Origin of the sequence: Streptomyces sp. NRRL F-5650 (assembly GCF_000721365.1) — a bacterium.
GTDB lineage: Bacteria > Actinomycetota > Actinomycetes > Streptomycetales > Streptomycetaceae > Streptomyces > Streptomyces ardesiacus.
This window is the reverse complement of record NZ_JOGV01000049.1, coordinates 40,980-55,267: the sequence shown is the minus strand read 5'-3', so window position 1 is coordinate 55,267 and position 14,288 is coordinate 40,980. Positions and strand designations below refer to the sequence as shown.

The window sequence follows — 14,288 nt, the reverse complement described above, 5'->3', positions numbered from 1 at the left end:
AAGGTACTCGCCAAGCGCGTCGAACCGGCCCTCACCGAGGGCACCGACGTACCCGGCCTCGACCCCTCCACGGCCGCGCTCGTGGCCGCCTACCGTGAACTGAAGGAAGTGCACTGACATGCAGATCGGTCTCGTTGGTCTCGGCAAGATGGGCGGCAACATGCGCGAGCGTCTGCGCAACGCCGGCCACACCGTCGTCGGATACGACACCAATCCCGAGCGGGCCGACGTCGACAGCCTGGTCGAGCTGGTCGACCGGCTGGAACGGCCCCGCGCGGTCTGGGTGATGGTCCCGGCCGGCGGCGCCACCCAGCACGTCATCGACCAGCTCGCGACGCTGCTCAAGCCCGGCGACACCGTCATCGACGGCGGCAACTCGCGTTGGACGGACGACGAGCGGCACGCCGAGGAGCTGGGCAAGCGCGGCATCAACTTCGTCGACGCGGGTGTCTCGGGCGGCGTGTGGGGGCTGAAGAACGGCTACGCGCTGATGGTCGGCGGCGAGAAGGAGCACGTCGACGACCTCAAGCCGATCTTCGACGCCCTCAAGCCCGACGGCCCCTACGGCTACGTCCACGCGGGCAAGGTCGGCGCCGGGCACTTCTCCAAGATGGTCCACAACGGCATCGAGTACGCCATGATGCAGGCCTACGCCGAGGGCTGGGAGCTGCTGGAGAAGGTCGACTCCGTGGACAACGTCCGCGAGGTCTTCCGCTCCTGGCAGGAGGGCACGGTGATCCGCTCCTGGCTCCTGGACCTCGCGGTCAACGCCCTGGACGAGGACCAGCACCTGGAAAAGCTGCGCGGTTACGCCGACGACTCCGGCGAGGGCCGCTGGACGGTGGAGGCGGCCATCGACAACGCGGTGCCGCTGCCCGCGATCACGGCCTCGCTCTTCGCGCGGTTCGCGTCCCGCCAGGACGACTCGCCGCAGATGAAGATGATCGCCGCGCTGCGCAACCAGTTCGGCGGCCACGCCGTGGAGTCGGTCAAGAAGTAGGCGGCGCCCGAAGCACGTTGACGTGACCGGCCGGCCTCGGGCCCCAGGCCCTCCCGCTGGGGCCCGGCGGCCTGACGCCGGCCGCTCCGTGTCGCCGCCCCGCGCTCCTGTCGCAGGTCCTGATCCCCACGCGCCCGTGGTTCCGGGGGCGCGTGGGCGGGGTATGCCAGAACCGCCCCGAAGAACGATCAAGGAGAGCGATGGCGATGCCACCCCTGCGGCAGGAGGTCGACGCGGGCGCGGCCGGGCTGGACCCCGAGGCGCTGAAGCGGCTCGACGGGCACTTCGCCCGGCAGGTGGAGGAGGGCCGGCTGCCCGGATTTCTCGTCGCGGTCGCGCGCGGCGGCCGGGTCGCCCATCTGACCGTGCACGGGCTGCGGGACGTCGCGGCCGGCCTCCCGGTGACGGCCGACACGCTGTGGCGGATCTACTCCATGACCAAGCCCGTCACCTCCGTGGCCGTGCTGATTCTGGTGGAGGAGGGCCGGCTGTCGCTGGACGACCCGGTGGACCGGTACCTTCCGGCCTTCGCGGAGCCCCGGGTCTACGCGGGGGGCACCGGGGAGGACGTCGTCACCCGCCCGGCCGCCGGTCCGGTCCGCGTCCGGCACCTGATGACCCACACGGCCGGGCTGACGTTCGGCTTCTACCACGCCCACCCCGTCGACGCGTTGTACCGGGCGGCCGGTGTCGCCTCGTCCGTGCTGCCGGGCGCCGACCTGGCCGAGACGGTCGACCTGTACGCGCGCCTGCCCCTGCAGTTCGAGCCGGGCACCCGGTGGAACTACTCGGTGGCCAGCAACGTGCTGGGGCGGCTCGTGGAGGTGGTCTCGGGGCAGCCGCTGGACGTGTTCTGCGCCCAACGGATCTTCGGTCCCCTCGGCATGACGGACACCGGGTTCCACGTCACCGACGCCCGGGCGGACCGGCTGGCCGAGCTGTACGGCGAGACGGAGGACGGCGGCATCGCACCGGTTGCCGGGCTGCCGCTGCGGGGCGGCCGCCCGCGGTTCCTGTCGGGCAGCGGCGGCCTGGTCTCCTCGGCCCACGACGTGCACCGCTTCGCGGAGTTGCTGCGGCGGCGCGGCGAACTCGACGGCGTCCGGCTGCTCGCCCCGCACACGGTGGACCTCATGACCCGCAACCACCTCCCCGGGGGCGCCGACCTGCGCGCCGTGGGCAGCCGTCCCGCGCACGACACGCCCGCCAACGACGGCGTGGGCTTCGGCCTCGGCGTCTCCGTGGTGACCGACCCGGCCCGCACCCAGTCGCCGTCGGGGCTCGGGACGTACGGCTGGAGCGGGGTGGCGACGACCACCTTCTGGGTCGACCCGGGCCGTGACCTGAGCGTTCAGTTCATGACCCAGGTGCGGCCCAGGTCCTCGCACGCCGTCTACCCGGACCTGAAGCGGCTCGTGCACCGGGCCCTCGCGGACTGATCCCGCCCGTGTCCGTCCCGGCGCTCACGACGGCACGTGCGCCATCGCGTCGAGGTGGGGCAGGTGGTGGTCGAGCCGCTCCCGCTTGGTGCGCAGGTAGGTGATGTTGGACTCGCACGGCGGTATCAGCAGCGGCACCTGCTCGGTGACCCGGATGCCGTGCCGCACCAACGCCTCCCGTTTGCGCGGGTTGTTGGACATCAGCCGTACGGAGCGCACCCCGAGGTCGTCGAGGATGCGGGCTGCGGCGCCGTAGTCGCGGGCGTCCACGGGCAGGCCGAGGGCGAGGTTCGCCTCCACCGTGTCCAGTCCCCCGGCCTGCAGCGCCATCGCGCGCAGCTTGGCGAGCAGCCCGATGCCGCGCCCCTCGTGGCCGCGCAGGTAGACCACGACGCCGCTGCCCGCGTCGGCCACCTGCCGCAGGGCGGAGGCGAGTTGGGCGCCGCACTCGCAGTGCCGGGAGCCGAAGGCGTCGCCGGTCAGGCACTCGGAGTGGAGCCGGGTGAGTACGCCCTCGGTGTCCAGGTCGCCGTGGACGAGGGCCACCTGCTCGTCGCCGCGCTCGTGGTCGAGGTAGCCGTACGCCCGGAACTTCCCGTAGACGGTGGGCAGCGGTGTCTCCACGATCCGCTCCACGTCCGTGCGCCGGGACGTCTTCTCGCCGAGTACACCGACTTCTTCTGTCATGATTCTCGCGTTTCCCAACTGATTGCTCACCGGACTGTTCGGCAGAACCGTGCAACAGGCGGTTCGGCCGACTGTTCAAACGACCTGAAAGGCCGTGCGTGAATGGATGTCTCACTGGTGCCGGCGGACACGAGCGACGACGTGCGGGTGCGGGGCCACAAGGTCGCGGTGCTGCCGGTGGGGAGCTACGAACAGCACGGTCCGCACCTGCCGTTGGCGACCGACACCCTCGTCGCGTGCGCCGTCGCACGGGAGTTGGCCGACGCGTATCCGGTGCACCTGCTGCCACCGGTGACGATCGGCTGCTCGCACGAACACGCCGACTGGCCGGGGACCGTGAGCATCTCCTCCGTGACCCTGCACGCGGTGGTGCGGGACATAGCGGACTCCCTGCGCCGCTCGGGGGTCGGGGCTCTGGTCGTGGTCAACGGGCACGGCGGGAACTACGTCCTGGGCAACGTCGTCCAGGAGTCCTCGGCACGCGGTGAGCGGCTGGCGCTGTTCCCGGCCGCCGAGGACTGGGAGACGGCGCGGCGACGGGCGGGGGTGGTCACCTCGCTGCTCACCGACATGCACGCCGGGGAAATCGAGACCTCCATTCTGCTGCACGCTCATCCCGAATGGGTGCGGCCCGGTTACGAGGCCGCCGATTTCGTCGCGGACGACCGGCGTCATCTGCTCTCCCTCGGTATGTCCGCCTACACCGCTTCGGGTGTCATCGGGCGCCCTTCGCTGGGGTCGGCGGAAAAGGGCAAGGAACTGCTGGCGAGCCTGGCGGATTCCTTCGCGGAATGCTTCGCGCTGCTGACCGGAGTGACGGTCACCGTGGCCGACGGGGCGGGCGGCGACGCGTAGCGGCCGGTGTGCCGGCGGGCGAGAAGGACGACGGCGCCGGGCAGGCTCGCCGCGAGGCCGAGCACGCCGTACACCACGGCGACGCCCAGTCCGGTGCCCGCGCCGAGCCCCGCCGCGCCGAACGCCCAGGCGGTGACGCCCTCCCGGGGTCCCCAGCCGCCGACGTTCAGCGGCAGCGCCATGGCGAGCAGGGCCAGCACGGCCAGCGGCACCAGCACGGCGACGGAGGCACCGCTGCCGGTCACACGGGCGGCGAGCACGAACATCGTGAGGTGTCCGGCGAGTACGACGACGGAGGCGACCGCGACGCCGGGCAGGTTCCGCCGGGACAGCAGCCCCTCCCGCGCCTCGCCGAGCACCGACCGCAGGGCCCGTCCCCGGCGCGGGGCCGTCCGGCGGGCGGAGAGCGTCCGGGGTACGGAGCGCTTCCGGCCTGCGGGCCTCCGGTTCACGCGCAGGGCGAGGAGAACGGCGAGCGCGCCGAGCAGGGACAGCGCCACGAGGGGCGCGAACTGCCGGACCGCCGCCCGCACCGGGGACGGCATCGTGAGCAGCACGACGGCCCCGGCACCGGTCAACGCGGCCTGACCGGCCACCCGTTCGAGGACGACGGCCCGCACACCGCGCCCCAGGTCGCCGGTGCTCCGCCCGTGCCGCACCGCGCGGTGCACGTCGCCGAGGACACCGCCGGGGAGGGCGGCGTTGAGGAAGAGGGCGCGGTAGTAGTCGGCCACGGCCGCTTCGAGCGGCAGCCGCATGCCCAGGCCACGGGCCACCAGGGCCCAGCGCCAGGCGCTGAACACCGTGGTGACCAGGCCGATCCCCAGCGCGGCCAGCACCGCGACCGCGTCGATCCGGCGCAGCCCGTCCAGGAAGGCGCCGGTGCCGAGCCGCCACAGGAGTACGGCGAGGAGCGCGGCGCCGGCGAGGGCGCCGAGGGGGGTGCGCGGCGCGCTCACGAGGCACCGCCCGTCGGCCGGCACAGCGCCAGCAGGTCGGTGTGGTGGACGACCACGCGCAACTGCCCGGCCGCACAGGCCGCGAGGCGCTCCTCCAGGTACCGTCCGGCCCGCTCGCGCAGCTCGGGACGCTGTTCGACGGCCGCTGCGACCCAGCCCCGCAGCCACTGGGCGGTGAGTGCGCCGTCGCCGGGGCCCAGCCGCCAGGGGCTGGAGTGCGCCCGCACGGTGGCGCCGCGTCCGGCGAAGACCTCGGCCGCGGTGGTGACCGCGTCGGGGCCGAGCAGGCCGGTACGCCGCTGGTGGTCGTTGAACGCCTCGGTGATCTCGGCGTCCAGGGGGTGCGCGGGGGTGAGGCCGACGCGCCCGGCGACGGAGAGGGTCAGCAGCGCCGGGCAGCCGGCGGCGGTGCAGGCGGCGGCGAGCTTGCCGACCTCCGCGGCGGTGAGGACGTCGAGCAGCGCGGAGGCGGTCACCAGAGCGGCGCCGGTCAGGGCGTCCGGGGTGAGCCGGGCGAGGTCACCGCGGCGGGTCTCGACGGTGACACGGCTGCCGTCGGCGGCGGTGTGCGGGGCGGCGACGGCGGCGAAGTGCAGGAGGTAGGGATCGCGGTCGTGCAGCACCCAGTGCTGGGGGCCGTCGAGCAGCGGGGCGAGCCAGCGTCCCATCGACCCGGTGCCGCAGCCCAGGTCGTGCACGACGAGCCCGTCCGCCCGCCCCGGCGAATCGGCGAGCCTGATCCGCAACGGGTCGAGCAGGTCGTGGGCCCGCGCGGCGGCGTCGGCGGACTCCCGCAGCCGCAGCCACTCGGGGGCGTAGCGCGGCGAGCCGACAGGGTGCCCGTGTACCGGTGCCTCGCGGAGGCGGACGGTGGGGCGTTCGGCGATGGGGCGATTGGCGGCGGGGCGTTCGGCGGCGGGCCGCCCGTGCGGCCGGGCGGACGGCTGTTCCGGCCCACCGGTGGCGGACGGCAGGCGACGCCCGACCGAGGCCGGCGGCCGTCCGCGTCCACCGGCAGGCGGCTCGCCGGGGGACGTCCAGGTCGGGTCCCCCCTCTGTTCGACGGCGTCGCCGGACCGCTGGGGTGCGGAACCGCCGGGTGCGCCGCCGGGTCCGGCCTGGAGCGGGCGGGCAAGCGGGCCCACCCGGTCTGCGCCCGGGCCGCGGCCGGGGCCGGGTGCAGGCGGTGCGACGGTGCGACCGGCGGCAACCGGACGGTCCGGGGGTGCGGCGGGGGCCGCGGCGTTCGTGGCGCCGGGTGCCTCCCGCGGGCCCGGCCGCGCCGGGACGGTGCCCGCTGCCGGTGCGGGGCGCTCGCTGGTGCTCATGCCGCCCTCCCCGGTCCGTCCGGCAGCCGGTGGAGTACTCCGGCCAGGCTCCGGGCGGTGCTCGCCCAGCCGTTCAGGGCGGCGCGGCGACGCGGGCGGCGCCCTTGAGGCGGCGTCGTACGTCCGCCTCGCCGAACCAGCAGCGCAGCTCCGCGGCGAGCGCGGCGGGGTCCTCCGGCGGGACGAGGATGCCGGGCACCCCTCCGTCGGGGGCGCGTCCGACCGCCTCCGGGAGGCCGCCGACGTCGGTGGCGAGCACCGGGACACCGCGGGCGAGGGCCTCGGTCACCGCCATGCCGTAGGTCTCGGCGCAGGAGGTGAGCACCATCAGGTCGGCGGTCGCGTAGGTGGCGTCCAGTTCGGCGCCGGTCCGCGGTCCGGCGAGCACCAGCCGCTCCGCGAGCCCGTGCCGCGCGATCTGCGACCGCAGCCGGGCGACGTACTCCGGGTCCTGGCCGAGCCCGCCGACGCACACGCAGCTCCACGGCAGTTCGGCCACGGCCGCCAGCGCCTCCACCAGCCGGTGCTGTCCCTTGCGGGGCGTGACCGCGGCGACGCACACCAGCCGGGAGACGCCGTCGGTGCCGGGGGCGAGCGGCGCGATGTCGGCGCCGGGGGCGGCGACGTGCACCCGGGCGGGGTCGAGGCCGTGGTGGGAGACGAGGCGGCGCACCGCCCAGTCGCTGGTGGCGACGACGGCGGGGACGGCGCGCAGTACCGCGCGTTCACGGGCGTCGAGACCGGCGGCGACGGCGGGGTCGAGGCCGGTCTCGTCGCCGAGCGGGAGGTGGACGAGGACGGCCATGCGCAGCCGCCCGGCCGCCGGAACCACGATCTCCGGCACCCCGCAGGCGACCAGGCCGTCGAGGAGGACGACCGCGCCGTCCGGCAACCGCCCGAGGGCGCGGGCGAGTTCCGCGCGGGCGGCGGCGTCCGGCCGGGGCCAGTCGCCGGGCACGGGCAGGCTCCGCACCCGCCAGCCGAAGCCGGGCAGGTCGAGCCGTACCCGCCGGTCGTAGGCGTTGCCGCCGCTCGGGGCGGCCGGGTCGTCGACGCCGCCGGGCACGACGAAGTGCACGGAGCGCAGGGCCATGGGGACGATCCCCCCGTTCTCCGGGGCCGGGTCGGCGTCCGGCCCGGTGGTCCGCGCGGGAACGTGGCCGGGCCGGGTGCGCCCGCGGACTGCCGCCGTCGCTCCTGAGGCGGCGGTCACAGCGCACGCTCGTAACTCGCCCAGGCGACGTGTGACTCGTGCAGGGTGACGGTGAGGCCCGCCAGGCCCCTGGCCCCCTCGCCGAGCGCGCCCTGGTGCACGCGCTCGGCGAGCCGGTCGGCGACGATCTTCGCCAGGAACTCCGTGGAGGTGTTGACACCGGCGAAGTCGGGTTCGTTGTCGAGGTTGCGGTAGTTCAGCTCGGCGACGACCGCACCCAGCTCCCGGGTGGCCAGGCTGATGTCGACGACGATGTTGTCCTCGTCCAGCTCCTCGCGCCGGAACGTGGCGTCCACCAGGAACGTCGCTCCGTGCAGGCGCTGGGCGGGCCCGAAGACGTCGCCGCGGAAGCTGTGGGCGACCATGATGTGATCGCGGACGGTGATGCTGAACAACGGACGACCCTCCAGGTGTGGCACGTCTGGTCCCCCGCCGATCGCTGCGCGGGTGCCGTCTATTACGGCCGGACGCCTCCCCCTGTTCAGTGGGCCCGTACGTCATTCCGCGGGGTCAGGCGCCGCTGCGGCCGTCCGCTTCGCTGTCCTCGTCCTCGCTGTCGTTCTCGTCCTCGTACCGGATCCGGTGGCACAGCGCGGGTACGGCGCCGGAGGACAAGCGGGGCATCAGGTCCGGGAGTCCGGCGAACGCGGACTCGCCGGTGACGAGTGCGTCGAGGGCGGGATCGGCGAGCAGTTCGAGCGCGAGGGCCATCCGGTCGCCGTGGCCGCGGGTGGCGGCCCGGGCCGGGGAGACGGTGCCGACCTGGCTGCCGCGCAGGGTCAGGCGCCGGGAGTGGAACGCCTCACCGAGCGGCAGGGCGACGGGCCGGTCGCCGTACCAGCTCAGTTCCACGACCGTGCCCTCGGGCCGCAGCAGCTCCAGCGACCGCGCGAGTCCGGCCTCGGTCGCGCTGGCGTGCACGACGAGGTCGCGGTCGCCGAGCGCGCCGCCCGGGGACGCGAACCCGACGCCGAGCGCCCGGGCGGCCTCCGCCCGGCCCGGGTCCGCGTCGACCAACTGGACCCGCACCCCGGGGAACCGGGCCAGCAGCGCGGCCACGGAGCAGCCGACCATGCCGCCACCGACGACGGTGACCCGGTCGCCGATCAGCGGCGCCGCGTCCCACAGCGCGTTGACGGCGGTCTCGACGGTGCCGGCGAGCACGGCCCGCCCGGCCGGCACGGAGGGCGGCACCGGGGTGACGGCGGCGGCCGGGACGACGTACCGCGTCTGGTGCGGGTAGAGGCAGAAGACGGTGCGCCCGGCGAGCGGCTCGGGGCCCTCCTCCACCACGCCGACGTTGAGGTACCCGTACTTGACCGGCCCCGGGAAGTCGCCCTCCTGGAACGGCGCGCGCATGGCCGCGTACTGGGTCGTGGGCACCCGGCCGCCGAAGACGAGGGTCTCGGTGCCCCGGCTCACGCCGCTGAAGAGCGTCCGCACGAGCACGTCGCGCGGGCCCGGTACCGGCAGCTCCACCTCGCGGATCGCGCCCGCGCCCGGCGCCTCCAGCCAGAACGCCCGTGCCCTGCGTGTCATCGGAACTCCTCCTGAACGATCGGGAGGCCACCCGCGTACCCAGGGACGCGCAAGCCGCGTACGACGCGGCGGCGTTGACCGACTCTGTCACACGGCCGGAGGGTGTTCGGTGGCCCTGAACAACACGTACGACGCCTATGACGTCCGTACCGCGAGGTCCGTTCAGCAGGAGACCGCGGTGGGAGCGGGCGCGATGCTCTTGCTGCTGGCTCTGCTGGGCACCGCCATCGGCCTGGGTACGGCGGGCTGGCTGGCCGGTGCGGTGTTCGCGTTCGCGACCTGGGCGGTGCTCTCCCGCGCCCTGCACCAATCCCGGCCGCCGTCGTTCGGCCCGGCCAACCGGGTCACCCTGGGCCGCACCGCCCTGGTCGGCGGCGTCACCGCCCTGGTCGCGGACTCCTTCCGCGACGCGCCGCCCGTCCCCCTCCTCGTCGGTCTGACGGCCGTGGCCCTGGTCCTGGACGGCGTGGACGGCAGGGTCGCGCGCCGCACCGGCACGTGCACACCGCTGGGCGCGCGCTTCGACATGGAGGTGGACGCCTTCCTCATCCTGGTGCTCAGCGTCTACGTCGCCGCGGACCTGGGCCCGTGGGTGCTGCTGATCGGAGCCATGCGGTACGTGTTCGTGGCCGCGGCCCGGGTGTGGCCCTGGCTGACCGCACCGCTGCCGCCGAGCACGGCCCGCAAGACGGTGGCCGCGCTGCAGGGCGTACTGCTGCTCCTGGCCGGTACCGGCCTGCTGCCGCGCGGGGTGAGCGCCGGGGTGGTGACGGTGGCGCTGGGCCTGCTGGTGTGGTCGTTCGGGCGGGACGTGCGGTGGTTGCGGCGGCGGTCGCCGGCGGGCTGGCGCATCAGGTGAACTCCCCAGGGATTACTGGGCACTTGGTGGTGGGTATGACCCCGTTCCGGACGGGGCTCCGGCGAGTGACCGAACGTGGCGCGGAGCCCGTGACGGCAGAGGTGCGCGGGGAGGGAGGGGCACGTGGACACCCCGGACTTGGTGTCGGAAGTCCTGCACGTCCTGACCCAGGGTATCGACGGTGGGGCGTCCGCGGCGGGCGGAATGGCGGCGCAGGCGCTGCTCGGGGCGCTCCGGGAACGGCTGAGGGGCACCGAGGACGACCGTGCCGCGCTGGACGCGTTCGTGGGGAACCCGGGCAATGCGGCGGGCAGGGCCGCGGTGCGGGCGATCCTGGAGCGGGAGGTGGCCGCCGACCCGGCCTTCGGCCGCCGTCTCGGAGTCCTTGCCGACGCGGCCACCGAACGGCCGCCGCAGTCGATCACGGGGAGCGTGGTGGTCGGCGGCGGGGCCCGGGTCCACCGCAACCAGATCTCGCTGGGCCCCCTGACCGTCAACAACAACCGGCAGGGCCGGTGGCTCCTCGCCGTGCTCGCCGTCGCCCTCATGATCCTGGTCGCCCTCGCCGGGTACGGCGGCGCCCGCGTGTTCACCGACGGCGACGAGGACGCGGGACCGGGCACCTCGGACCACGGGACGTCGGACGGCGGGTCCTCGGACCACGGGGCCTCGAAGCCGCCCGTCGTCGATCCGCTGCCGGCCACCCGGGAGACGGCCGACGCGATCCTGCCCGACCGCGCGGCCCTGGCCGGAACCTCCTTCGAGAGTCTGCCGGGCGACGCCTTCCCCGACGGCGAGCGGGGCGGCTACGAGGGCACGGTCTGCGGCGAGCACCCCGAGCCCTGCGGCAAGCGCGTGCGCGCCGGTGCCGCGGCGGGCTACGCCCCTCACGGGAACTCGGAGGAGACGGGGTGGCACGCCGAGCTCCAGGTGCTGGTCCACGCGTCCGAGGGCGACGCCGAGAAGACCTTCGACGCACTGGCGGACGCCTTCCGGAACGACGCCTCGGCCGGCTTCCGGCCCGACCCCTCGGCGTACACCCCACCGGACGGGACGCCGCTCGGCGACCGGTTCGCCGGCTACCGGGCCGTCTGGGAGGGCCAGGACGTCGGCCTCATGTGCATGCTGCGCCGGGGGCCGTACGTCGCGCTGATCGCGCAGGACGAGGACGGCCCGGGAGCGGTCGTGGACAACGAGACGCAGACCGGGCTCAACACCCTGATGCTGCGCCGCATGAACGAGGCCCTGTCGGGTGCCGCGCCGCACGCGGCACTGCGCGACGTCCAGCGCACCTGACCGGGCCGAGGCCGGAACGGGGCCCCTGTGCGGCCCGGCGCCGCCTCAGTGCCCCCGCCGGGGCAGCACCCCCACCGCCACCAGCGGCACCGCGGCCAGCGCCAGCCACGGCACGGCGACCGGCAAGCCGGTGTCCAGCAGCAGGCCGGTCGCGGAACTGCCGGCGAGCACGACGAGCCCGGAGACCGAGGACAGCGCCCCCGTGTACAGCCCGAGCCGCCCCTCCTCGGCGAGGTCCGGGACCCAGGCACGGGCGACGGGGGCCACCAGCATCTGCCCGAGCGTGAGCAGGACGACGAACCCGGCGGCGGGTACCAGCCCGTCCGTCCCCGTCCACCCGGCGGGCCGCGCCAGCCCGACGACCGCGAACCCGACGGCGATCAGCACGAGGCCGGCCGCCATCGACCGGCGCGGCGCCAGCCGCTCCCCCGCCCACCGGGTCACCGAAAGCTGCGCGGTCACCACCAGCAGCGACGACAGCGCGAACAGCCAGGCCAGCGGCGCCTGCGAACCGGCGGCCCGCTCCACCTCGGCGGGCAGCGCGAGGTAGAGCTGGTTGTAGGCGAGCAGATAGGCGCCGTAGGCGCAGCACAGGGCGAGGAAGCGCCGGTTGCGCAGGACGAGCCGTGCCCCGCCCCCGACCCGGACCTGGACCCGCCCGGGGATGCGCTGCGGCAGCAGCCGGGCGTGCCCGGCGAGGACCAGCACGAAGACACCGGCGCCGGTGAGGCAGGCCGTGCGGAAGTCGACGGCGAGCAGCAGCGCGCCCAGCAGCGGCCCGACGAAGGCCCCGGCCTGCCCGGCGACGGTGAACAGCGCGAGCACCCGGGTCCGGTCGCCGCCTCCCGACTCCTCCCACACCACCGCCTGCCGGGCGACCTCGGACTCGACGGCCGGTGAGAAGAGCGCGGCGGCGAATCCGATCAGCAGGACGGCGCCGACGACGGCCCAGGTCCGCTCGGCGAACCCGAGCCAGGCGAACCCGGCGATCCGCAGCACGCACCCGGTGAGCACGACGGGCCGGATGCCGTACCGGTCGGCGAGGGCACCGCCGACCACGAACAGCCCCTGCTGGCTGAAGGTCCGCAGCCCGAGCACGAAGCCGACCAGCCAGCCCGCCATGCCGACGGACTGCCCCAGGTGCTCGGCGAGGAAGGGCAGCACGGCGAAGAAGCCGATGTTGAAGGCGAGCTGGGTGAGGACGAGCAGCCGGAGCAGCGGGGAGAGCGTGGTGAGCCGGGCGGTGCGCCGACCGGACGACGCCGGTGCGGACTTGCGGATGGAGGCGGACGTCATCTCATCGGGCCCCGGCCGGTTCCTTCTCCGCCGCCGGGACGCTCCGCCGACCCGGGCCGCCCGCCGGCTTCGCGGTGCCGGGCCGTGAGCGCCGCCACGGGGACGGGCGGCGCAGTCCGCCGGCCGCGCCGACGGCCAGCGCGCCGAGCAGGGCGAGCGCGGCGGCGGGGGCGAGGACGGCCCAGGGGGCGCGCTCGGCGTACGGCTGGTTCTCGGCGAGCAGCAGGCCCCACTCGGGGGACGGCGGCTGGGCGCCGAGGCCGAGGAAGCCGAGTGAGGCGAGCGCGAGGGCGACACCGGGCAGCCGCAGCAGCGCGTGCCGCAGGACCGGCGGCACTACGGCGGGCAGCAGCTCGTACCGCAGCAGGTGGACGCGGCCCGCGCCCAGCCCCTTGGTGGCGGTGATGTGCAGGGTGGCCCGCTCCTGCCGCAGCAGGGAGGAGGTGTGCGCGGCGAGCGGTGCCCAGGCGACGGCGCCCACGGCGAGCGCGGGCGTGGTGGTTCCGCTGCCCGCGACGGCGGTGACGAGGAGCGCGACGAGCACGGGCGGCACGGCGTTGACGGTGTCGACCAGCGGCGCGGAGAAGCGGGGCACGAGCCCGAGCAGTACGCCGGCGAGCAGGGCGGCGGCGCTGATGGCGGCGGCCAGCAGCAGCGTGTCCAGCGCCCCGTGGCCGACGCGGGCGAGCAGGTCGCGCCCGAGGGCGTCGGTGCCGAACGGGTGGGTGAGGGAGGGTGCCCGCAGCCGTTCCCCCGTGTCGAGGGCGAGCGGGTCCCGGGCCAGCCCGAACCCGACGACGGCGAGCAGGACGACGCCGTAGAGGAGCGGCAGCAGTCCTCCGGCGGGCGGGGCGGGCCGGTGCAGCGAGGACAGGGCGCCGTCGCGCAGCGCGGGCCCGGTCAGCAGCCGGGCGGCGAGGCGGGTGGCGCCGGTCGCGAGCGCGGCGAGCAGGACGAGGGCGAGGGTGCCGGCCTGGAGGACGGGAAGGTCCTGGGCGAGGGCCGCCTGGAGGGTGGTGCGCCCGAGACCCGGGATGTCGAAGACCTGCTCGACGGCGACGGCCCCGCCGGTCAGCCCGACGACGAACAGCCCGAGGTTGGGCAGCAGCGCGGGCACGCACCGCCGCAGCGCCTGGCGGGCGACGGACCTCCCGGTCAGTCCGCGCGCCGCGGCGGCCAGCGCCCAGGGCTCCCCGAAGGCACCGGGCAGCAGGTCGTCGAGCAGCCGTCCCAGCACGGCGCCCGCGGGCAGCCCCAGGGCGAGCGCGGGCAGCACGGTCCACTGGGGCCCGTACCAGCCCAGCGCGGGCAGCCATCCCAGCTGCACCCCGACGACGGTGGCGAGTACGGAGGCGACGAGGAACTCGGGCAGCGAGGCGAGCACGGCGGACCCGCTCCCGCCGCCGCGCCGCCCGCCGAGCCGCCGCCGCGCCCCGAGCCGCAGGGTGCGCAGGCAGATCAGCCCGGCGGTGACCACGGCGACGAGCAGCGCGGCGCCCATGAGTACCAGCGAGGCCCCGAGCGCTTGGAGCACGGCGGGCAGCACATCGCTCCCGGAGATCCACGACTGCCCGGCGTCCCCGCGCACGAGCCCGCCCAGCCATCCGCCGAGCACGTGCAGGGGCCCGCCGTCGATCCCGAGCTGGCGCCGGATGTCGGCGAGCACCTCGGGCGTGGGTTCACGCTCGGCGGACCGCGCCTTGAGGACGGTGTACGCGGGATCGGTGCGGGTGAGCCAGGGCAACAGCCCGACGCCGGCCACGAGCCCGCCCGCGAGCACGAACCGCCACACCAGGGTGGCCACCCGCTGCCGCACG

General features: G+C 75.4%; 11 protein-coding genes and 2 pseudogenes. 5 read left to right on the top strand and 8 right to left on the bottom strand.

Translation table 11 applies throughout. From position 1 onward, the window contains the following. The first annotated feature begins 118 nt into the window (after nucleotides 1–118). Nucleotides 119–1,000, top strand: coding sequence for a phosphogluconate dehydrogenase (NAD(+)-dependent, decarboxylating) (gnd, locus tag IG88_RS0131935; protein WP_031048860.1), 882 nt, complete (start codon nucleotides 119–121; stop codon nucleotides 998–1,000). 206 nt (nucleotides 1,001–1,206) lie between these two features. Beyond that, nucleotides 1,207–2,439 (top strand): serine hydrolase domain-containing protein, encoded by a 1,233-nt coding sequence (locus IG88_RS0131930; protein WP_031048857.1) that lies wholly within the window; start codon nucleotides 1,207–1,209, stop codon nucleotides 2,437–2,439. A 24-nt stretch (nucleotides 2,440–2,463) separates the two neighbouring features. Here the strand turns inward: IG88_RS0131930 and ribA are convergent, their stop codons facing one another. Beyond that, nucleotides 2,464–3,126, bottom strand: coding sequence for a GTP cyclohydrolase II (gene ribA / locus IG88_RS0131925; RefSeq protein WP_031048855.1), 663 nt, complete (start codon nucleotides 3,124–3,126; stop codon nucleotides 2,464–2,466). Between the two features lie 102 nt (nucleotides 3,127–3,228). Between ribA and IG88_RS41915 the strand changes: the two genes are divergently transcribed. Beyond that, nucleotides 3,229–3,981 (top strand): creatininase family protein, encoded by a 753-nt coding sequence (locus IG88_RS41915; protein ID WP_078861674.1) that lies wholly within the window; start codon nucleotides 3,229–3,231, stop codon nucleotides 3,979–3,981. Nucleotides 3,982–4,091: 110 nt separating this feature from the next. On the opposite strand, the pseudogene IG88_RS44610 reads toward IG88_RS41915, so the two are convergent. From IG88_RS44610 to IG88_RS0131890, 5 genes and pseudogenes are all read right to left on the bottom strand, one after another. Further along, nucleotides 4,092–4,940: pseudogene (locus tag IG88_RS44610) on the bottom strand (lysylphosphatidylglycerol synthase transmembrane domain-containing protein); the annotation flags it as partial. Beyond that, the gene (locus IG88_RS43575; RefSeq protein ID WP_420712111.1) at nucleotides 4,937–5,914 is read right to left on the bottom strand and encodes an SAM-dependent methyltransferase; all 978 of its coding nucleotides are present in this window, start codon (nucleotides 5,912–5,914) and stop codon (nucleotides 4,937–4,939) included. The gene IG88_RS43575 and the pseudogene IG88_RS44610, both read right to left, overlap by 4 nt. Before the next feature lie 350 nt (nucleotides 5,915–6,264). Continuing rightward, nucleotides 6,265–7,481 (bottom strand): annotated as a pseudogene (locus IG88_RS39300) (glycosyltransferase family 4 protein). Next, the gene (locus IG88_RS0131895) at nucleotides 7,478–7,876 is read right to left on the bottom strand and encodes a 6-pyruvoyl trahydropterin synthase family protein (protein ID WP_031048846.1); all 399 of its coding nucleotides are present in this window, start codon (nucleotides 7,874–7,876) and stop codon (nucleotides 7,478–7,480) included. The pseudogene IG88_RS39300 and the gene IG88_RS0131895 overlap by 4 nt, the downstream one beginning before the upstream one ends. A gap of 115 nt (nucleotides 7,877–7,991) precedes the next feature. Next, entirely contained in the window at nucleotides 7,992–9,020 is a 1,029-nt protein-coding gene (locus tag IG88_RS0131890) for a zinc-dependent alcohol dehydrogenase (RefSeq protein ID WP_031048844.1), read from the bottom strand. A gap of 109 nt (nucleotides 9,021–9,129) precedes the next feature. Between IG88_RS0131890 and IG88_RS0131885 the strand changes: the two genes are divergently transcribed. Both IG88_RS0131885 and IG88_RS40430 read left to right on the top strand, forming a co-directional pair. Continuing rightward, a complete protein-coding gene (locus IG88_RS0131885; RefSeq protein ID WP_031048841.1) occupies nucleotides 9,130–9,879 on the top strand; it encodes a CDP-alcohol phosphatidyltransferase family protein in 750 nt (249 codons plus the stop codon). Nucleotides 9,880–10,002: 123 nt separating this feature from the next. After that, complete coding sequence (locus tag IG88_RS40430) at nucleotides 10,003–11,175, top strand: hypothetical protein (protein ID WP_051852140.1); 1,173 nt, start codon at nucleotides 10,003–10,005, stop codon at nucleotides 11,173–11,175. A gap of 45 nt (nucleotides 11,176–11,220) precedes the next feature. Here the strand turns inward: IG88_RS40430 and IG88_RS0131875 are convergent, their stop codons facing one another. Beyond that, the gene (locus tag IG88_RS0131875; protein ID WP_031048837.1) at nucleotides 11,221–12,471 is read right to left on the bottom strand and encodes an MDR family MFS transporter; all 1,251 of its coding nucleotides are present in this window, start codon (nucleotides 12,469–12,471) and stop codon (nucleotides 11,221–11,223) included. Between the two features lies 1 nt (nucleotide 12,472). Then, on the bottom strand, nucleotides 12,473–14,287 hold the full coding sequence (locus tag IG88_RS0131870) for an ABC transporter permease subunit (protein WP_031048835.1): 1,815 nt from the start codon (nucleotides 14,285–14,287) through the stop codon (nucleotides 12,473–12,475). Between the last annotated feature and the right edge of the window lies 1 nt (nucleotide 14,288).

Bases quoted from the DNA above. Each gene is read 5' to 3' on its own strand.
- IG88_RS41915 (WP_078861674.1), top strand. From the start codon at position 3,229: ATGGATGTCTCACTGGTGCCGGCGGACACGAGCGACGACGTGCGGGTG.
- IG88_RS0131890 (WP_031048844.1), bottom strand. From the start codon at position 9,020: ATGACACGCAGGGCACGGGCGTTCTGGCTGGAGGCGCCGGGCGCGGGC.
- IG88_RS0131930 (WP_031048857.1), top strand. From the start codon at position 1,207: ATGCCACCCCTGCGGCAGGAGGTCGACGCGGGCGCGGCCGGGCTGGAC.
- IG88_RS0131875 (WP_031048837.1), bottom strand. From the start codon at position 12,471: ATGACGTCCGCCTCCATCCGCAAGTCCGCACCGGCGTCGTCCGGTCGG.
- ribA (WP_031048855.1), bottom strand. From the start codon at position 3,126: ATGACAGAAGAAGTCGGTGTACTCGGCGAGAAGACGTCCCGGCGCACG.
- gnd (WP_031048860.1), top strand. From the start codon at position 119: ATGCAGATCGGTCTCGTTGGTCTCGGCAAGATGGGCGGCAACATGCGC.